The sequence below is a fragment of the Fibrobacter sp. UWB1 genome, from assembly GCF_002210325.1.
Classification (GTDB): Bacteria; Fibrobacterota; Fibrobacteria; order Fibrobacterales; family Fibrobacteraceae; genus Fibrobacter.
In genome coordinates this window covers 1-19,874 of the sequence record NZ_MWQL01000014.1, presented here as the reverse complement: position 1 = coordinate 19,874, position 19,874 = coordinate 1, and the positions used below count along the sequence as shown (strand labels likewise).

Annotated in this window: 15 protein-coding genes; 10 read left to right on the top strand and 5 right to left on the bottom strand. The window is 48.7% G+C overall.

Annotation, left to right across the window (positions count from 1 at the left end):
* The first annotated feature begins 354 nt into the window (after positions 1–354).
* The 4 genes from rplM to B7988_RS10925 all read left to right on the top strand — a co-directional run bounded on the left by rplM (position 355) and on the right by B7988_RS10925 (position 2,937).
* Positions 355–783 (top strand): 50S ribosomal protein L13, encoded by a 429-nt coding sequence (gene rplM, locus B7988_RS10940; protein WP_073055384.1) that lies wholly within the window; start codon positions 355–357, stop codon positions 781–783.
* Positions 784–800: 17 nt separating this feature from the next.
* Complete coding sequence (gene rpsI / locus B7988_RS10935) at positions 801–1,205, top strand: 30S ribosomal protein S9 (RefSeq protein WP_088628047.1); 405 nt, start codon at positions 801–803, stop codon at positions 1,203–1,205.
* A gap of 228 nt (positions 1,206–1,433) precedes the next feature.
* Positions 1,434–2,309: a hypothetical protein gene (locus B7988_RS10930; protein ID WP_088657935.1), complete on the top strand. Its 876-nt coding sequence runs from the start codon at positions 1,434–1,436 to the stop codon at positions 2,307–2,309.
* The gene (locus B7988_RS10925) at positions 2,299–2,937 is read left to right on the top strand and encodes a hypothetical protein (protein WP_088657934.1); all 639 of its coding nucleotides are present in this window, start codon (positions 2,299–2,301) and stop codon (positions 2,935–2,937) included. The genes B7988_RS10930 and B7988_RS10925 overlap by 11 nt, the downstream gene beginning before the upstream one ends.
* Positions 2,938–2,946: 9 nt before the next feature.
* On the opposite strand, the gene B7988_RS10920 is transcribed toward B7988_RS10925, so the two are convergent.
* Complete coding sequence (locus B7988_RS10920) at positions 2,947–3,702, bottom strand: flavodoxin family protein (RefSeq protein ID WP_088657933.1); 756 nt, start codon at positions 3,700–3,702, stop codon at positions 2,947–2,949.
* 177 nt (positions 3,703–3,879) lie between these two features.
* Here B7988_RS10920 and rpsB point away from each other — a divergent pair, with 177 nt between their 5' ends.
* The 3 genes from rpsB (at position 3,880) to B7988_RS10905 (ending at position 8,955) form a co-directional block, all read left to right on the top strand.
* On the top strand, positions 3,880–4,620 hold the full coding sequence (rpsB, locus tag B7988_RS10915) for a 30S ribosomal protein S2 (RefSeq protein ID WP_088628043.1): 741 nt from the start codon (positions 3,880–3,882) through the stop codon (positions 4,618–4,620).
* Position 4,621: 1 nt separating this feature from the next.
* Positions 4,622–5,506: a translation elongation factor Ts gene (gene tsf, locus B7988_RS10910; protein WP_088657932.1), complete on the top strand. Its 885-nt coding sequence runs from the start codon at positions 4,622–4,624 to the stop codon at positions 5,504–5,506.
* Positions 5,507–5,754: 248 nt separating this feature from the next.
* Positions 5,755–8,955 carry an EAL domain-containing protein gene (locus B7988_RS10905; RefSeq protein WP_088657931.1) on the top strand — a complete coding sequence of 1,067 codons (3,201 nt, stop codon included), beginning with the start codon at positions 5,755–5,757 and terminating at the stop codon, positions 8,953–8,955.
* Positions 8,956–8,969: 14 nt separating this feature from the next.
* Here the strand turns inward: B7988_RS10905 and B7988_RS10900 are convergent, their stop codons facing one another.
* A complete protein-coding gene (locus tag B7988_RS10900; protein ID WP_088657930.1) occupies positions 8,970–9,635 on the bottom strand; it encodes a DUF4230 domain-containing protein in 666 nt (221 codons plus the stop codon).
* Positions 9,636–9,991: 356 nt separating this feature from the next.
* Here B7988_RS10900 and B7988_RS10895 point away from each other — a divergent pair, with 356 nt between their 5' ends.
* From B7988_RS10895 to B7988_RS10885, 3 genes are all read left to right on the top strand, one after another.
* Positions 9,992–10,858, top strand: coding sequence for an Abi family protein (locus tag B7988_RS10895; RefSeq protein ID WP_088657974.1), 867 nt, complete (start codon positions 9,992–9,994; stop codon positions 10,856–10,858).
* A 564-nt stretch (positions 10,859–11,422) separates the two neighbouring features.
* Positions 11,423–14,692, top strand: coding sequence for a fibrobacter succinogenes major paralogous domain-containing protein (locus B7988_RS10890; RefSeq protein ID WP_170930637.1), 3,270 nt, complete (start codon positions 11,423–11,425; stop codon positions 14,690–14,692).
* A gap of 16 nt (positions 14,693–14,708) precedes the next feature.
* The gene (locus B7988_RS10885) at positions 14,709–15,362 is read left to right on the top strand and encodes a hypothetical protein (RefSeq protein WP_088657928.1); all 654 of its coding nucleotides are present in this window, start codon (positions 14,709–14,711) and stop codon (positions 15,360–15,362) included.
* Between the two features lie 297 nt (positions 15,363–15,659).
* Here B7988_RS10885 and B7988_RS10880 read toward each other — a convergent pair whose 3' ends face one another.
* From B7988_RS10880 to B7988_RS10870, 3 genes are read right to left on the bottom strand one after another with little or no spacing between them, the layout of a single operon-like run.
* Complete coding sequence (locus B7988_RS10880; protein WP_088657927.1) at positions 15,660–17,372, bottom strand: acyl-CoA dehydrogenase family protein; 1,713 nt, start codon at positions 17,370–17,372, stop codon at positions 15,660–15,662.
* A gap of 5 nt (positions 17,373–17,377) precedes the next feature.
* Entirely contained in the window at positions 17,378–18,403 is a 1,026-nt protein-coding gene (locus B7988_RS10875) for an electron transfer flavoprotein subunit alpha/FixB family protein (RefSeq protein ID WP_072798132.1), read from the bottom strand.
* 3 nt (positions 18,404–18,406) lie between these two features.
* Entirely contained in the window at positions 18,407–19,288 is an 882-nt protein-coding gene (locus tag B7988_RS10870; protein ID WP_088657926.1) for an electron transfer flavoprotein subunit beta/FixA family protein, read from the bottom strand.
* Between the last annotated feature and the right edge of the window lie 586 nt (positions 19,289–19,874).

The window sequence follows — 19,874 nt, the reverse complement described above, 5'->3', positions numbered from 1 at the left end:
TCGCTTTTCGCTCACGGAGCCCGCTTGACTCTATCGCGTTTCACCGCCTTATTGTCTTCCCGGGCTAGACCGGTTAGTGGGCACTTGCAATTTATTGCTTATGTGCCCACAATCCTCGGAACGGGGAGACCTCCTTTTACGGTTTTCCAGAAGCTTTGTCGCCCCCTAAAGTATGAAATTTGTTATATCAATAAATATAATTATATCAATTGATAGAGTAAAAATGCCTAAAGTGGCGCAGATTTTTCGAAAAATCGTACTTTTTTACCCTTGCAAAGCCGCGTTTTTTCTTCTAAATTTAGCGCAGCATTTCACGGGGCGACTTTGCTCCGGAATAACTCAAAAAGGATTTACATGAAGACCATTACGGTAAACCCGAAGAACGTCGAACGCAAGTGGAAGCTTGTGGACGCCGCCGATAAGCCTATGGGTCGCGTTGCTTCTGAAGTTGCAAAGCTCCTGATGGGCAAGCACAAGGCCATCTTCTCCCCGAACGTCGACACTGGCGACTTCGTGGTTGTGATCAACGCTGAAAAAGTTGCTGTTACCGGCAACAAGGCTCTGCAGAAGCAGTACTTCCACCACACCGGTCACATCGCCGGTGAACGCTGGATCAACTTTGCCGACCTCTTGGCAAAGCACCCGACTGCACCGCTCGAAGCTGCCATCTGGGGCATGCTCCCGCACAGCGCTCTCGGTCACAAGATGATCAAGAAGCTCAAAATCTATGCCGGTGCCGAACATCCGCACGCCGCGCAGAAACCTGAAGTTGTAGAACTTTAAGAACGGAGGATACCTCTATCGCTACCGCAAAAACTAAGAAGATCTACCGCGGCACTGGCCGTCGCAAGAACGCCATCGCTGCTGTGATCCTGAAGCCGGGTTCCGGCAAGCGCACTATCAATGGTCGTGATTTCAAGGATTACTTCCATTCTGAAGTGCAGAACATGATTGCTAACCTTCCGTTCGCCATCCTCGGCAACGCGGAAGAATGGGACGTCGAAGTTACCGCTCGTGGCGGTGGCATCGCTGGCCAGATGGGCGCTGTCCGTCTCGGCATCTCCCGCGCACTGGTTGCTAACGACGCCGAAGTCAAGCCCGCCCTCAAGAAGGAAGGCCTCATGACTCGCGACTCTCGTGCCGTTGAACGTAAGAAGTTCGGCCGCAAGAAGGCTCGTAAGCACTTCCAGTTCAGCAAGCGCTAATCTGCGAAATTGCTTTTACGAAAAACCCTGGCTATGCCAGGGTTTTTCTGTTATTACAAGACCGTTCGGCTCTGTTGCAAATCCAGGAATATGATATCGCCTCACTTTCGCCTCCACGATTCGTTGATACGAATCGCTTGAGGCTCACAAGACCTCCGCTTTGCGGAGGCCTTTCTTTTTTGTAAATAACGTTTCTTTTCTGTGCATTTTAGTTTATATTTAATTTTGATGAAAAAGTTAGCCTTCTTATTTGCTGTTTCTTTTTTGCTTGCTGCCTGTGGCCTGGACAGCGGTGATAAACATTATATCATCTGGGAAGAAAAGGAAAACGAGGTGCTCCTTACGGACTTTTCCTCTATTCACTTTGCATTGCGTTGCCGCGTTGATTCCAAGTCGAAAAATTGCGGAATCGTACTGGGCAATTTTTTGTTGAAAAAATCCGAACTGAGTGGCTGTAACCCTAATACGGGCTGTACCTATTTTGATACCTACTATGGGTTTAAGGAAGCCTCGTTCCTTACGTTGCAAGTCAAGAACGAGAATACGGGAGAGACTAAATCCCTGATGTCGTATTTACAGGATGATATTCCTTACATGAAGGGAGATACATACGTGCCGTCCGTAATGAACCTGAACAAGTCGAAAGACTCTATCAATACGGTTTCGCTGACGGGCTATTATGTTGGAGACGAGTGGGTTAAGCATGACACGACCATCGTCATTAAAGACATTCTTTATGCCGACAAAAATGGAAAAATCAGCTTTTCTGTTTCGGATGCCAAGAAAAATCGTGCCGCACTTTCTATAGATATAAGTGCCGTCCTCGAAAAAAATAATGCGAATACTGTTCAGCAGAAATCCGTGACTCTGGTAGATACTTCGTATACCGAACATTACTGGGCCGTAGAACCGGGGGCAATTGCCGTGGAACCCGTGGACATCAATTTTGAAACGAAGGAATCTTTTAAGATAGCGCAATTCTTGAACGTGCCCGTTCAGAAAATCGTGTACTTGAATGTAAATCCGCTTCCCGATTCGCTTATTCTGTCTGGCGGAGTGAATGATCGTGCCGTTGAAATCCCGGTGGAGAGCTATGCGAAATAGAATTGTCATCATTCTTCTGTCTTTGCTTCTCGCAACTCCCGCCTTGGCTGGTGTCGGGGCTTTCCAAAAATTCAGCATGGGCATCATGTTGGGCCTTGGACCGTCTTATATGACCGGGGAAGACGCTGACCTTTACGATGACAACTGGTCGGCTGGGGTTGGTGTTGCTTTCCGAATGGCGTTCCCTGTGGCAAGCAGAATGTCGGTGCTTGTGGATCTAGGTGTCGATGGTGCTTTCGGTTTTTCTAGCGAATATGAATACCAGCACCGCACGGTTAAGGATTCTGTCATGACGAATGCTTGGGAAATTACCGTGTTGTGGGACTATTTTGCGTCGGACAATTTTTTCGTGGCGGTGGGCCCGTGTTTTCGGTTCCCGTTTGTCGAAGAAAAAGTCGAATTAGGCGACGATGAAATCTACTCAGATGATGAAATAGACTATGCGAACGATTTTTGGCTTGATGCGATGTTTGCCTTTGGCTGGAAATACAACGGCCTTGAATTCGGCTTAAGAGCCGGCTACGAGTTCCTGGGAATGTTCAAGGAAACCGATAAATACAAGTCGACAGACATCAGCGAATTGCGCTTCCGTTTGTATATGACGTATTGGTTCGGGCAGACCCCATAGGAATCTGATTTAGAAGTTGTCGTCGCGGTCGAACATGTGCGTCACGAATTCGACGACCAGGGTCTCGTAAGCCTCGTCGCTAAAAATCGGTTTCTGCATCAGGTCGATCGCTTCTTTCGAAAGCTTGCCGGTGGCGGCAAGTTCCGCACCGCCCTTGCGGTACTTTTCGCGCAGCATGTTCAAGCGACGCGGACCACCGCGGTGGTCGAGCGCACGCATCTGCGGGCAGGCAATGAGCGTGTAGCCCTCGTGCCCCAAGATAATGTCGAACTGCTTCACAATCGGTTCGTAGACCACGTCCAAGTCCATCCAGGCGCAGCTCGAAAGCAGAATGATCTTCTGACCTTCTTTCTGGAATTGCAACCCGTGCAGGTGCGAATTCATGGCGGTGGCGCCTTCCTTAAGCTTCTGGCCCATGTAGGGGTGAACCATGCCTACGATGCGGTCCATCAGGCACTTCATCTGGCCCGGCACGCCGAACAGGTACAGCGGAAAACTCCAGATGACAATGTCGGCATTCGTGAGCTTTTCGCGCACCCAGGGCACGTCGTCGTCCTTCATGAAGCAGCTGCCGTCTTCACGACCCCAGCAGCTCAAGCACCCGCGGCAGGGCTTGATATTCAACTTGTCGATAAAAAGGTATTCAGACTCGTACAGGCCGCTTTCTTCCAGGCCTTCTACGAACGCCTTGGTCGGAATCAGGGTTCCGCTGCGCTCCTTTTTGGGGCTTGCAACCATAATCAGGACTTTCTTCTTTTCGGGCATGGACACAAATTTAGAATTTTTCTATCTTTTCGCGCGCTCGGGCAATTACGCCCGGGTAAAACCAATCACCGGCTTGCGAGAGTCGCTTCGGTGGCGAGGTCCACACCCCTAGGTTCGGGCATCGCTTCGCGGCTTAATTGCAGTCCGGGTAGTAACAACCGAAAAGGAAAATACATTATGGCAAATCTGCCTTCTGTCGAAGATCTGCTTGCTGCAGGCTCCCACTTTGGTCACCAGACTCAGCGCTGGAACCCGAAAATGAAACCCTACATCTTGGCTGAAAAGAACGGCATCTACGTTCTCAACCTCTCCAAGACTCGTGAACTCCTTGAAGAAGCCGCCAAGGCCGCTGCCAAGATTTCTGAATCTGGCAAGACCGTGCTCTTCGTTGGCACCAAGCCGACCGCTCGTCAGTGCGTGCTCGACGCTGCTGCTTCTTGCAACCAGTTCTCCGTGACCAACCGCTGGCTCGGTGGTATGCTCACGAACTTCCAGACCGTTCGTAAGTCCATCAAGAAGATTGACAAGATCGACGCTATGGAAGCTGACGGTACTTTCCAGGCTCTCTCCAAGAAGGAAGTCCTCGACAAGAACCGCGAACGCGAAAAGCTCCTTTCCGTGTTCGGTGGTATCCGTGAAATGGTGAACCTCCCGGGCCTCCTCGTCGTGACCGACCTCGCTCACGAAAAGATTGCCGTGGCTGAAGCTCGCCGCCTCCACATTCCTATCATCGGCATTTGCGACACGAACGTCGACCCGACTCTCGTGGACTATCCGATTCCGGCCAACGATGACGCCGTGAAGTCCCTCACGCTCATCATCGACTACATTGCCGCCAACGTTGCAAAGCGTTCCGCCGACAAGAAGGCTGAAAAGGAAGAAGCTAAGAAGTTTGACAACGGCGAGGAAGAAAAGTAATATGCAGATTACCGCTTCCCTCGTTAACGAACTCCGTCAGAAGACTGGCGTGGGCATGATGCAGTGCAAGAAGGCCCTCACCGAAACTGACGGCGACATGGACAAGGCCGTTGAACTCCTCCGCAAGCAGGGTGCTGCTGTTGCCGCCAAGCGTGCCGACAAGGCCGCCAAGGAAGGCCGCATCTACTTGATCGAAACCGCCGACAAGGCTGCTGCTTTCGAACTGTCTTGCGAAACTGAACCGGTTTCCAACAACGACGACTTCGTCGCTCTCGCTAACATGGCTGTGAAGGCTGTCGAAACTCAGGCTATCGCCTCTGTCGACGACCTCAAGAACGCCGTGGTCGATGGCAAGAAGATCAACGATGTGCTCCAGGACGTGCTCGTCAAGATCCAGGAAAACATCGACTTCCGCAAGTTCGCCGAAATCAAGAAGGTCGCTAACTCCGTGTTTGGCGTTTACAGCCACATGAAGGGCAAGATCGGCGTGATTACCGAACTCGCTTTCGAAGGTACCGCTTCTGACGAAGCAGCCCTCAAGCAGGCTGCTAAGGACATCGCTATGCAGGCCGCCGCATTTGCTCCGGTCGCCCTGAACGATGCTGCCGTCCCGGCCGAAACCATCGAAAAGGAAAAGGAAATCGCCAAGGCTCAGATCGAAGCTTCCGGCAAGGCTCCGAAGCCCGAATTCCTGCAGCGCCAGATCGACGGTCGCGTCGCCAAGGTGCTCAAGGAAATCGTTCTCGAAGACCAGGAATTCTTCATGTCCGAAAAGAACCCGAAGAAGCTCAGCGTCAAGGACTACCTCCAGGAAGTCGTTGCTAAGGCTCTCGGTCTTTCCAGCCTGAAGGTCGTGAACTTCATCCGCTTCGAACGCGGTAACTAAGAGGTTTTGAGCGATGAGCTATGAGGTCGGGCCTTCGGCCCTTTGAGCAAATAGCTTATCGTGTCATCCTGGAGGCTTGAAAAGCCGATAGGATCCATGCAAAACTAAATTGGTCGCTCCCTCGCGGGAGCGACTTTTTATATACGCAAACAACGAAAAAACATGTCAAAACATGAAAAAAGGTTTGCATTTCTGCAAATATTCAATTAATTTAAAGGAGAGAGAAAAAGTGAATTAAGGTGGGAGCAATGACTTTGCGTGAGAAATCCGACATTCCCGCGTCGGTAGTCGTGGAACTTTTGAATACGGCCAAGGTGGACCCGTTTGTGATTTTCGATGCGAAATCGCACGAAATCTATATGGTGAATCCTTCTATTTCTCTTTTTTGGAAGCCGAAAAGACCCTATGAACCGGGAATCAAGTTCGAAGAGTATTTCTTTCCTGCTAACGAACAGAATACATTGTTTGTCGAAGAACTCCTTGAAAAAGGGGTGTCGATTATTCGTTGTCCGTATTCAGGGAAGGACCTGGTTGTAGAAGCGTCGCGGATTTCCTGGAATGGCAAGCGTTCCGTTTTCATGCGCATAAACGATCATTCCGACCGGTTCTTCGATTCCCTGACGGGGCTTCCGAATTTAGAGTATTGCCGCATCCGCGGAGAAAACTATGTAGAGGGCCTTTTAAATGCAGGTAAAACCCCTGCAGTGGTTTTCTTCGACATTATCGGGATGAAGCTTTACAACAATGCCAACGGCTTTAGCTCCGGAAACGAGTTCTTGATTCACTTTGCGGCCGTACTGAAAAAGCAGTTTGCAGATAACCTGGTATGCCGTAGCACGAACGACCATTTTGTCGTTGTTGCAGACATTGCCAACCTCGAAGAAAAGTTGTGCGAAATTCGAAAAAACGTTAAGGGTACGGTTTCCAAAATTTCAATGGACCTTTACGCGGGCATTTGCGAGGCCGATACAGATAGCGATATTCTCGACGCGATAGAAAAGGCGAAACTCGCCTGTAACATTCAAAAGAAAAAGGGCGACAAGTTTATTCGGCGATATGACGAAGACCTGCACAGGACTCTCATGTTGCACAATTACGTGGTAAACCACATTGATGACGCCATTGCGAACGGCTACATCAAGGTTTACTACCAGCCGGTGGTGCGAACGATTTCGGAAACGTTCTGCGGCATGGAAGCGCTAGCTCGTTGGATCGATCCGGAACAGGGCTTTTTGAACCCGGGCGAATTTATCGGCGCATTAGAGGAATCCAAGCAAATCCATAAGCTCGACAGCCACGTGATAGAACTTGTCTGCAGAGAAATGCGCGAGCAATTGGACCAGGGCTACCCTGTGGTTCCGGTGTCGTTCAACCTTTCGCGATTGGACTTTACCGGCTGCGATATTTTTGAGGTAGTCGAAAGCATTCTTCAAAAATACAAGATTGACCGCGAATACATCCGTGTAGAAATTACCGAAAGCATCATGGCGTCGGATTCGTATATCCAGCATGAAATTGAGCGATTCCGTCTGGTTGGCTACGAAGTCTGGATGGACGATTTTGGGAGCGGTTATTCTTCGCTGAATACGCTCAAGGACTACAAGTTCGACGAACTTAAAATCGACATGGCCTTCCTTTCGAACTTTAACGATGTGTCTCGCACCATTATCAGCTCGATGGTCCGCATGGCGAAAAGCCTTGGGTTAAAGACCTTGGCCGAAGGTGTAGAAACCAAGGAACAGATGGAATTCCTGAAGAGCATCGGTTGCGAAAAAGTCCAGGGCTACTACTATGGAAAGCCGCAACCGTTGAAGGCTACCATGGAGCACATGGAGACTTCGGGAATAGTCATCGAAGATAGCAACACGCGTGCCGTGTATTCTAAAATCGGACGCCTTGACTACCAGGAAGATTCTCCTAGGGCGATCATGTCTTACGAGAACGAAAAGTTCAAGTTCCTGTTTGTGAATCGGCAGTACGAAGAACAGCTCATGAGTCTCGGTTTTAAGGATGTCCAAGAAGTCGAGGATGCTTCGAACAATCCTGAAAACCCGGTGTACTACACGCTCCATGAGGCGGAAAAAGTAGCCTATGAGGCTCCTTGTGAAGTGACCTATGTGACGCACGGAGTGTACGTCATTATGAAGGGGCGCCTGGTTGCCGACAATAACGGATGTCACATTTACGACTTGTCTTTCCGCAATACGCATGTGAGCGCTTACGATAGTTCTTCTCGCGGCAAGGAGGCTACGCTTCCGGCGAATACGAAGACTGTCTTGATTGCCGAAGCCAATCCGCAAGAGAGGGCGTTCCTTGAAAGTATTTTGAGATCGGATTACCACGTGCTGCTTGCCGAAGATGGCGAACAGGCGCTCAACTTGCTGCTTGAATACGGACGTCATGTGGCTCTTGCCTTGATTAACGCAAACCTTCCGAAAATGGACGGTTTCAAGCTCATCCAGAATTTCCAGGCCGAACGGCGCAATCTCCAAATTCCATTTGTCGTCATGACCGACAACAAGGATTTAGCCAAAGAAAGCATTCGTATAGGCGCCTCTCAGTTTCTCTTGACTCCGATAAAAGATAGGGATATGCTCAAGGCAAAAATTGATGGTTCTATCAAGAATGCCGAAGATCTGCAACAGCTTGCATTGAACTATATGGAGTTTGTTCCTGGCGGGGTAATTCTGTTCAGTGTAAAGACTGGCGAAATTCTTTATGTAAATGCCCGAATACTAGACATGTTTGGATGTAGCAGTGTCGATGATTTCCGTAATTATGCCGGACGGTTCTTCAAGAATGCAATTCTTCCTGAAGATTACGGAAGTGTGAATGCGGAAATATCGGAACAGGTGACGAGTAGAAGTAAGGCGACAAAGCAATTGACCTTCCGTGTAAAGACTGCCAACGGAAATGTCAAGCGAGTTTATCATGTGGGCAAAGTCTTTGGCAAGACTCCGTATGGAACAATCTATTCGGCGTTTATGTCCGAAGACGACTTGGCGATGAAAAAGTACTTTACCCGTAAAGAGGCTTTCGCGAAATTCATGGCGTCTGGAATCGCGACAAACACGAAGTCTTACGACCCGGGCTATCGAGGATTCCTTTTCTGGAACCTGACCAAGAATTCACCGGTGCTTCGCATGGGCGGAATCTCGTACATCCCCAAGGATCTCGAAGACAAGTACACCTACGAAATCCATTACAAGTACCTGAGTTCCCTGATGCTGCAATGTGAAACCAATGTCATGAACGCGTTGGATTACACCCGTGAAAAGCTGATTCTCGATTACATGAATAAATGCATGGTCCATTCGCTGGACATAAGCTATGACGTCGTGGGCTACAAGTTTACCATTCGTTCTAGCTTCGACATGATGATGGACCCGGATTCCGGCGACATCATTCTTAAGCTACAAAACGACAGCGTCAAGACAACGAAGAAGTAAATGCGGTTCTGACGCTATTCTAGATTGATGTGGTAGCCATCATTGGGCTCTAGCCATCTTTTAACGAACGGCTGTTCGCTGATCTCTTCGGGGTCAGCGAATTTGACGATTGACCCTAGGTAAAGCCGTATGATTTGCTTGGCGTGCTCGCGAGCCCTGCGCTTGAGTTCATCGCTGTTTTCTTCTTCGTATTTTTTCTGCTCGGCAATAAAGAATTGCTTGAAGTCTTCGAATTTGATGTCGTTGAACCAGCCCTTCTTTTCCCAAAAGACTTCGATACTTTCGAAGTCAATGCTGTGACTTAGAATCTTTGGTTCCGGCAAGTAAATCAGGATTGTCTTTGTAATGGGCTCGACATTGATTTTGATGTCTTTCAAGTCGTAACCGAGCTTGACATCGCCTTGGTAAATCAGCATGAATTCCTTGATGGACTTGTTGATTCTCCAGTCGGGCATGTATTTCAAGAGTTTCTTGGCGTCTTGGTAGTTCGCGTTTTTGCGGTAGTGGTGGTGGAGTGTTGCTAGCTCTGCAATCTCGCTGATTTGGTGCTCCACGAAGGCACTCGTAATTTGCGGCCCCCTGGATTCGGAAATATACAGTTTCTTTATGGCGAAGGCCGTTGCTACAGCCGTCGCGCACATAAGAATCAAAACTGCAAGTATTTTTAGGACCAACTTCATACTATAAATCTATATTCTTTTTGCATTTTGGTGCATGGAATGAAATTTTTTGATGGGTGGGGGAAGAATCCCCCTCGCTCCAGCCCCGGCCCCGCCCTGGTGTCATGCCCGACTTGATCGGGCATCTCCAATAAACCCGCCCCGGCCGGGTCTTACGCTACCCCTTCTGCGGGCTTCAAACGCCAGCCCGCAACGCCCGGCTTACCGCAACTTGTCCAGCTCTTTCCGAAATCAGACTTGTTTTAGCCTAAACAAGCAGAATAGGTGCTTGCTTTTCTCTGAAAAAGATTGTATATTTAGAGTAACAGGACCCCCCGCACCTCTCATTGATGTGTCCCAGGGGGGACATTTTTTTTATGGAAATAAAAAAGGCGACGACTTATAGGGAACAAGTAGAAAAGATCGAACAACGCGGCTGTTGTATCGAAAATGTTGACGATGCCATCCGCTGCCTTGAATCCATAAATTATTACAGGCTCTCCGCTTACTTCCTGCCGTTTAGAAAAGCAGATGGCTCCTACAATGCCGGAACAAGCTTTTCAAGGATTGTACAGATATATGAGTTTGACCGCCTGTTGAGAAGGTCGCTCTTTTCGGCTCTTGAAGAGATTGAAATTTCTATGAGGGCGAGGCTTGCTTATTTCCATGCGCATAAGTACAGCTCTGTAGGCTATTTGGATGCGTCGATTTATTCACAATCGCATAAGCATCAGAAATTTCTGGACATGTTCAATAGGGAAGTTGAGCATAGTTCAAATGTTCCTTTTGTGAAGCACCATCAAGACTGTTATAATGGAGTCTTCCCTATTTGGGTGGCTGTAGAATTGTTCTCGTTTGGGATGTTGTCTTATTTTTATGCCGACCTTGTTCTTGCGGACCAAAAGCACTTTGCTAGCGAATATTATAAGACCGTTCCGAAGAATCTAAAAAGTTGGCTAAGGTGCGCAACAGACTTGCGCAATATCTGTGCCCATTACGGGCGACTCTACTATAGAATTTTCTCTGCAATTCCTGCAAATATTGAGGAAGTAGAAGAAAAAGATGAGCGCTCTCTTTGGGCTGCGTTCCTTGCTGTGCGAAATTTGTATCCGAATCCCCAAAAGTGGAACGAAGAATTTCTCCCGGCAATTAAGGCCTTGTTTGAAAAGTATTCGTCGGCCATTCAGTTGAAACATATCTCGTTCCCTGAAGATTGGGCGGAGAAAGCGGTTGCCAAGATATAGTTAGAACAAAAAAAGCGAGGAACTTCCTCGCCAAAGATGGACCTGGGTCTTTCGACCAGCCCGGTTATAATATACCATTTTTTTATTAGAAAAGCCGACATGGCTGGTGTTTCCCTACCTTGAATAATCGTCTGGCGGGCCTAGATGGTGCTTTTTTTTGCGATTTTTCGCACAAAAACAGACTGCTTTGTAAATTTTTTGTTTCGTCTGGGCTGTATTTAAGTTATTTTTAAATTGGACATATTAGAGAGTTTAGCTCTTGTTCTCATCTTGAAATAGGGAAAATTTCAATAACCGAGGGCAAGGCGAACGCTCACGCAGGTATGCCGTTTTGCGGTGTATCTCGGTTTGCTGTACCGACTTTTTAGCCGGTTTTTGGTTGTATAGCCAAAGAGCAACAGCCCTTTTGGGGCGTGGGTTGTTTGCGTTTATCGGTTATAGGCTTTCCCTAGCCTCAAGGTGGTAAATTGCAACGATCTACGCCTTTTTTGTATTCATACAAATTTTGGCGAGGTTCTTTGCTGAACAGGGCGAACTCCATAGGTGTAAACGATGGAGGCTGTTATGGCTTGGAATAAAAAAGAGGTAAAAGAATATATTGCATGCTTACTGAAGGCAAGCGTGGCAATTTCAAGCGTAACTTTTCTATTTGGTTGCGGTGGCGATAATGATAACAAATCGAGTTCAGTTGAAATGTCTCCGCGTGAAGTCGCGACTGTTTTTGAACTTGGTGCCTGTAACGCAGACCGTAGAGGTGATACTGTTCTCGTGCTTGATAAGTCCATCGAATACATGTGCGTAGGCAACAATTGGATAGACATTACGACATGGCCCGGCGTCCCAACAACAAAAGATACCTCCCAAATACCCGATACGTCAAAAGTCGATATCCCGTATAAGTCACTCGCAGAAGTGCAGACCATTTATGAGCTTGGTGCATGTACTGAACAACGCGAGGGAATCCGAATTCTCGTTCTTGAAACAGGAATGGGTTATCTTTGTCACTCCACGCAATGGCAACAGATGACTGTTCAGTCCTCTTCTAGTATTGTGGGCGATAGTACTGTCGCAAGCAACGATTCTAAAAAATCTGAGTCTTCCTCTAGCAACTCTATTGAAGATCCCCTTTGCGTAAACTGTAGTTCTAGTTCGTCTGCAAAATTGACTTATATAGAGGTCGCTACAAAAACAAAACTTGGCAACTGTGATACCGCCAAAATTGATTTACGTGCTTTGGTGCTTGCCGATTCCTCTTATTATACCTGTATGGAGAAAGGCTGGGTCAAGGATTCTGTCTATCTAGGTTACGAAGTCGTCACGGCAAGGGTTGATCTGCCGAATTGCAACGATGGCAATGTAAAACAGCGAATGTTGGTCAAAAGAGATTCCATATTTTTTGTTTGCGATACGGGGGGCTGGATTCCTGAAACTACTGACGGCTATGTTGTCAACAACATCTCGGTGATGGGTTCTGCGCATAAAGGACCTTTTAAGTTTAACTCGCCACTAGAATTGCGTGAAGTCCTTTTGCGTAATGACACTCTTTCCTATTCCGGCAGAAAATACATCGACGAGGTATCCAGCAATGCGGGTGATTTTGTAATTCCCAAGGTGCGGATGATTTACCCCTATGCCGTTCTGGAAGTATGTGGAATTTGGCGTAATGAAGTGACAGGCGAGTGGTCCAAGGATTCGATGACTTTACGTGCATTGACGGAACTGTCTGAAAAGGTGAATGTGAACTTGCTGACCCACTTAGAATATGACCGCGCTGTTAATTTAATTAAGAAGGGATATAGCGTGTCGGCGGCAAAAACGCAGGCTGATTACGAAATAATGACTGCATTCGAAATAACCCCCACGATATCGAATTCCGAAGTGAAGGAAACCTTTGGCTCGGGAGCTGATCCGACTCTACTTGCGATGGCGGCTCTGTTCATAGGTAATCGAAGTGACGCTGAAATTAGCAGAACTATCAATTCGTTTAAGGCAGACATTGCAGACGATGGTGTATGGAATGACGAAAAGGCCAAGGCTGAAATGGCGGACTGGGCGGAAGGCTTTGATTACAGTATTGTGCGCGCAAATGTTAAAAGCTGGAATATCACCGCTATCCCTGAATTCGAAGCGCAACTGAGAACTTTTTGGTACAACGCATATGGCCTTGGCGGCTGTGGACAGAATCGCTATGAAGTTGTAGCCCCCGTAACGAATGCTCGAAGCGCAAACTACAATGTTCACTACATATGCAAATCTAGCGGTTGGCAAAGGGCTTCTGATATCGAAAAGGATACGTACCAGTGGCCCAAGGGCGATGAAGGACAAGTCAAGAAAGGTGATGTGACTGATACCTATTATGTCTATGAAAATGGGAAATGGAGAACAAGTGCAAATGAAGTGGAAAATGTCTTGGGTGCATGTGTAACGAATCGCGATGGTGAAAAACAAACTATAAATAGTAAGTACTATGTCTGTGAGAATAAACTGTGGAATAGTATAACTGCTGAAGAATTTGGACTTGGTTTTTGTAAGTCTTCAAATGAAGGAGTTGTTGAAAAATTGCAGTCAGCCTATTATATCTGTAAATCAAAAAAATGGACTTTGGCGACAGCTTTGGAATATGATACATATAAATGGGATGATGGCATTGAAGGTGAAATGAAGGAAGGATCTGTCGTCGCTACAAACCACTACGTTTATGAAAATGGCGATTGGAGAAAAACTGCCGATGAAATTGAATATGAGGTTGGTGCTTGCGTTATAGAACGTGAAAATGAAAAGATTGTTATTGGCGATAAATACTACATCTGCGAGAATAAGGCTTGGAAAAATATTTCCGAAGAAGAATATGGTCTCGGTTATTGTTCCTCAACAAATGAAGGAGTCGTTGAGAAGCTGGATAATGTGTATTACATCTGCAAATCTAGTAACTGGATGATTGCTACAGCGTTGGAGTATGACACCTATGGGGTGGCTTGTTCTAAAGATGGCTCGATTGTAGATGGAAATGTTGTCTCGGAGAATAAATATGTATGTGATGCAGGATCCTTTAGAATAGCAAATGAAACAGATGTTTCTTTAAATTTGGGATGTGTTAGTTATACAGAAGGTGAAGTTATTAATAAATTGACATCTGATGAGGTTGCATATGCGTACAAATGCACGAACTCTTTATGGGAATCTTCTGTAATAAGTTTAGAAAATAAATTATATGATTCTCGTGATGGTCGGATCTACAAAACTGCAACTATTGGGAAGCAAGTTTGGATGGCTGAAAATTTGAATTATGCGGATAGCATCAGTTATCCCGGTATGAAAACACGAAATTGGTGCTATGGTAATTATCCGAGCCGTTGTGCCAATTACGGCCGCCTTTATACCTGGGCTGCCGCTATGGATAGTGCGGGGACATTCAGCGAAAATGGAAAGGAATGTGGCTTCCGCAAAACATGTTCACATACTCGTCGCGTTCGAGGAATTTGCCCAGAAGGTTGGCATTTGCCTGATACAACTGAATGGAATACTCTGTTTTCTGCAGTGGGGAGTTTTTCCACTGCTGGAAAAATGCTAAAATCAACGAGTGGCTGGCAGGTTGTTGGTAACAGTGGCTATAATGGTAACGGTATGGGCGCCTATGGTTTTGATGCGTTGCCTGGTGGTGGTCGCATAGATGGGTACTTTCATAACGAAAGATATAGCGCATTCTTTTGGTGTGCTACGGAAAAAACAGATAACTATGCCTATCATGTATATTTTTCGTATTCAGATGATTCGGCAGGTAGGTATTACCCTGAAAAGGATGATGGTTACTCGGTTCGTTGCGTTAAAGACTGATAATTTGAGTATGTAAATGATGAACCGATTGCCCAAACACTTATATTATGCGGATGGTGCAGAAAATCAAGTCGAGACTCTATTTGTTATGGAGTCTCCTCATGCAGATGAATTACAAGACAACGTCAGTTTTCCGTGCGTAGGAAAGACTGGACAAAATATGACTGCGAAATTATGTCCAGAAGAAACTCAATCTCTTGGATTGTTGATTAAGGCTGGAGATAATGAATTTGTAAAAAAATACGCTCTTTTCGAAACGTTTAAATTTCCTTTAGGATTGGATATCACCGATGGGCTTAGTGACAATGAGTTGCTTTGGAAGGAAATGAAGAAATTAGACCGACTTCATTGTACTGATAATAGATTTAATCATTATGCTTCGTTAAGTGAGTTTTTTCGCCAAAACATCACTGTTTTTCCTAACACCTATCAAAGTTGTTTTGAACGAGCTATACAAACCTTTATCAATTTGAAAGAAATTGTCGTTTGTGGCTTTATAGCTCAAGCTATACTAATGGAAGTATTTGGTATACCCGTTCCAGAATATAACATTCGGAGAACGACATTATTCTTCAATAAAAATCTTGATTTATGCTTCATATGTCATCCAGCTCGTGTAAGAAATTGGCCTTATGTTGCAAGACAATCTCAATCAATTCTGTTGCCCTGAGTTTCCTGTTATGTAAATGCGAAAATAAATGTCATGTAACAGCACTTGAATCGAACAAGGGAACAGAAATTCTTGTCAAAGCAATAGATCCCGTTTTGCCGATAAGGATGGTGTCGCGGATATCTTCAACCGCTTTTGTGATAAGGTGTATCCTATTACAACATCGCCCGATTCACGTTATGGGAAATCCACATAAATAAGCAAATAAAAAGCCCCGACTCGTTAGAGCCGGGGCAATTTCTTTAGATCCTTCGACTTCGAGCCTCGCGACTCTCCGCTCAGGATGACACTTTCAGCTTAAGCCTGCTTGTAGCTGTCGAGCGATTCCACGCTCAAGCTCTTCACGAAGTTGTAGTGCTTCGCGACTTCGGCTTCGGCGAGGTTCAGGTACACCTTCACGCTCTTGTCGAACAGTTCAGGAGACTTGGTGGCATCGCGGAGGAGCAGCTGGCTCATCACGCAGTTGGCGGCCATTTCGTACAGGTGACGGCTGCAGAGGTCGGTGAATTCGTTGTTGTTTGCGGACTTCACGAATTCCACAGCTTCGTTGTACTTGGCGTCCATGGCCTTTGCGCGGGCCTTGAGTGCTTCGTATTCCGGGCGCACATCCTGAGCTTCGAATTCTTCGAGCATCTGGCTGTAGGTGCCGGTGGTCACGTGCGGGAGAGCTGCAACCGTCTGGAGCTGCGTCGTACCTTCGTAAATCGAAGTGATACGGGCGTCGCGGTACAGGCGCTGGCAAGCGTATTCGAGCATGTAGCCCGAACCGCCGTGAACCTGGATGCTGTCGTAGCTGTTGATGTTGGCGTATTCAGAGTTCATACCCTTTGCAAGCGGGGTGCATGCAGAGGCGAGCTTCTGGTACAGCTTGAGTTCGGCCTTTTCTTCGTCGGTGAGCTTGCGGTCACGTTCGATATCTTCGAGACCCTTGTAGATGTCCACGTAGCTGGCTGTCTGGTACAGCAAAGCGCGGCCTGCATCAAGGCGTGCCTTGATGTGAGAAATCATTTCGTACACAGCCGGGAAGTTCACGATAGCCTGACCGAACTGCTTACGGTCCTTGGCGTAGGCGAGAGCTTCGTTGTAGGCCATCTGGCTGATACCCACAGACTGGGCGGCAATGCCGAGGCGAGCGCCGTTCATGAGGGCCATCACGTACTTGATCAGACCGAACTTGCGGCGGCCGCAGAGTTCAGCCTTGGCGTTCTTGTAGACAAGTTCGCAAGTCGGGCTTCCGTGGATACCCATCTTGTTTTCGATACGGCGAACGTCAACGCCGCCGTCACGCTTGTCGTAGATGAACATGGAAAGACCACGACCGTCGCGGGTGCCTTCTTCGGAGCGGGCGAGCACCAGGTGAATGTCGGAGTCGCCGTTCGTGATGAAGCGCTTCACGCCGTTCAGGTACCAGCACTTGTCAGCTTCGCTGTAGGTGGCCTTGAGCATTACGCGCTGCAGGTCGGAACCGGCATCGGGTTCGGTCAAGTCCATCGACATCGTTTCGCCGGCGCACACGCGCGGAATGAAACGGGAACGCTGGTCTTCGTCGCCAAATTCATAGAGCGTCTCGATGCAGTCCTGCAGAGACCAAATGTTCTCGAAACCGGCGTCTGCAGAGGCGATCATTTCGTTGATGGCCGTGTAGGCGGTAATCGGGAAGTTCAAGCCGCCAAAGCGGCGCGGCATCGTGACACCGTTGAGGCCAGCCTTGCGGGTGGCTTCGAGGTTTTCATAAGTCTTGGATGCGTAACGAACGCGGCCGTTTTCGCAGTGCGGACCTTCGGCGTCCACTTCTTCAGAGTTCGGGAAGACAGTGTTTGCGGTGATGTCGCCAGCGACTTCGAGCACGCGGTTGTAGTTGTCCATCGCGTCGGCAAAATCTTCCGGCGCGTAGTCGAAAGCGTCCTTGTCGGCATAGCCCTTTTCCTTGAGCTCGACAATGCGCGGCATCAGGGAATTGCTTTCGAGGTTGAATTTAATCTCGGGATGATCTGTATAAAAATTCGCCATATCGCCTACTTATTGTTTGCCTTGTAATACTTGATCATCTTCGGGAGAACTTCTTCGACGGTGCCGTTAATCACGTAATCAGCGATAGCGTTGATCGGAGCTTCGGGGTCGGAGTTCACGGAGATGATGATACCTGAATCCTGCATGCCAGCGAGGTGCTGGATCTGGCCGGAAATACCGAAAGCGATATAGACCTTCGGGCGGACCGTCACGCCAGTCTGACCGATCTGACGGTCATGATCGACGAAACCTGCGTCCACAGCGGCGCGGCTAGCACCGACTTCAGCGTGGAGTTCCTTGGCAAGTTCAAACAGCAGGTCGAAGTTTTCCTTGGAGCCCATGCCGTAACCACCGGCGACCACGATCGGAGCGCCCTTGAGGTTGTGCTTGGCCTTTTCCACGTGGCGTTCGAGCACCTTGACCACGTATTCCGTTTCCGGAACGTACTTGGCCACGTCGTGCTTGATGACTTCGCCCTTGTAGTTCGGGTCCACGATTTCCTTCTTCATCACGCCTTCGCGCACGGTTGCCATCTGCGGACGGTGTTCCGGGTTCACGATCGTTGCGACGATGTTACCGCCGAATGCCGGGCGGATCTGGCAAAGCTGGTTTTCGTAAGCCTTCTTCACGCCACCGATGCTCATTTCGAAGCTGTCGATTTCGAGTTCGGTACAGTCGGCGGTAAGGCCGCTGTGCATGGCGCTAGAAATGCGCGGGCCGAGGTCGCGGCCAATCACGGTTGCACCGAGCAAGCAAATCTGCGGCTGCTCTTCTTTGAAGAGGTTCACCACGAGGGCTGCATGCGGGTTGGTGGTGTAGGGGAACAGGCCTTCGGCATCGAACACATGAACCTTGTCGACACCGTACGGGAACACCTGCTTTTCAATGCCATCGAGGCCCTTGCCAGCGCAGATGCACTCGAGCTGAACGCCGAGCGTGTTGGCCAGCTTGCGACCCTTGGACAAAAGTTCGAGGGAAACGTCAACGACGGTCGTGCCCTCAATTTCGCAATATACAAATACGTTATTCATAGGCTAGCCAATAATCTTCTCGTCTAAAAGTTCCTTGATAAGTCCTTCAACGTCGGCGTCGCTCGCGGTAAGCGTGCGGCTTTCCTTCGCCTTGAACACGATGTTCTTGACAGCCTTCACGTTCGTCGGAGAACCGGCCTTACCAATCTGCGTCGGGTCGGCGTCGATGTCTGCGGCACCCCACTGCGGGATGTCGAGGTAGGGCTTCTTCGCGATGAGGGCGGCGTACTTTTCGGCGGCTTCCGGAGCGCGTTCGGCGACGGCGGTAGCGTTCTTGTACTTCATGATACGCTTGGCGTTGCGCGGGCGGCAGGGCGCTGCACTGCCGTTCACGGTCACGACCAGCGGGAGCGGTGCTTCCACCGTTTCCACACCACCGTCAATATGGCGGCGGATCACGACCTTGCGGGCCTTCTCGTCGAGGCTCAAGATTTCTTCGGCGTAGGTCACCTGGGTAAGGCCGAGCTTTTCTGCAATCTGCGGACCGACCTGGGCGGTGTCACCGTCGATAGCCTGGCGGCCACCGAGAATGATGTCATAGTCGCCGACCTTCTTGACGGCCTGGGCGAGCGTGTAGCTAGTAGCGAGCGTGTCAGCGCCACCGAGGGAACGGTCCGTAATCACGTAACCGCAGTCGGCACCGCGGTACAGAGCTTCGCGGATAACTTCGGCAGACTTCGGGAGACCCATCGTCAGCACAGAGATGGTGGAACCCGGGAACTGGTCCTTCAGGCGAAGGGCTTGCTCCAGGGCGTTCAGGTCTTCGGGGTTGAAGACCGCGGGCAATGCGGCACGATTGATAGTACCCTGCGGCGTCATGGCGTCCGGGCCTACGTTTCGTGTATCAGGTACTTGCTTGGCAAGCACAACGATTTTAAGACTCATATATCCTAACTATTGATTTACGGTTAATGTTTAGTTGGGGTACAAGATAGAAATAATCGCTTGTTCAAAGCGCCGCCAATCACATCTTTTTGCTTGTTAGCGTCTTGTAATAATTCTGTAATATTTTAGTAATAAACGGATTCCGCAGAATGCGTGCCGAAATTCCCCGCCCTCTGTCTTCCCGGCGAAGGCCGGGACCTCCTTTTCCCGCCCTCTGTCATGCCGGATCCAATCCGGCACCTCCTTTGATGCCTGAAAGGGAGAAGTCTCTCCCTGGCTCGCACTTCGTTGCTCACCACCCCCTCGAACGGGCGCTCAATCGCCGCGCCCGTAACGCCCCGGCTTCAAAATGCCCACGGCTCCAGAAATGTGCCGTGTGGAATGAATTGCTCACTGTCTTGCCGCACTTGATGCGGCACCTCCTTTCCCCGCCCACGTCATGCCGATGAAAATCGGCATCAGCTTTTCATGTCCGAAAAAAAACGCTCCGGCTCAGCCTGCTCCGCACGCTTGCATGGCCTCGGGCTTCGCCCTCTAATGTTCGCTCAACGACACATTTTCTTCCGCCTTAGGGCATTCATCTCCG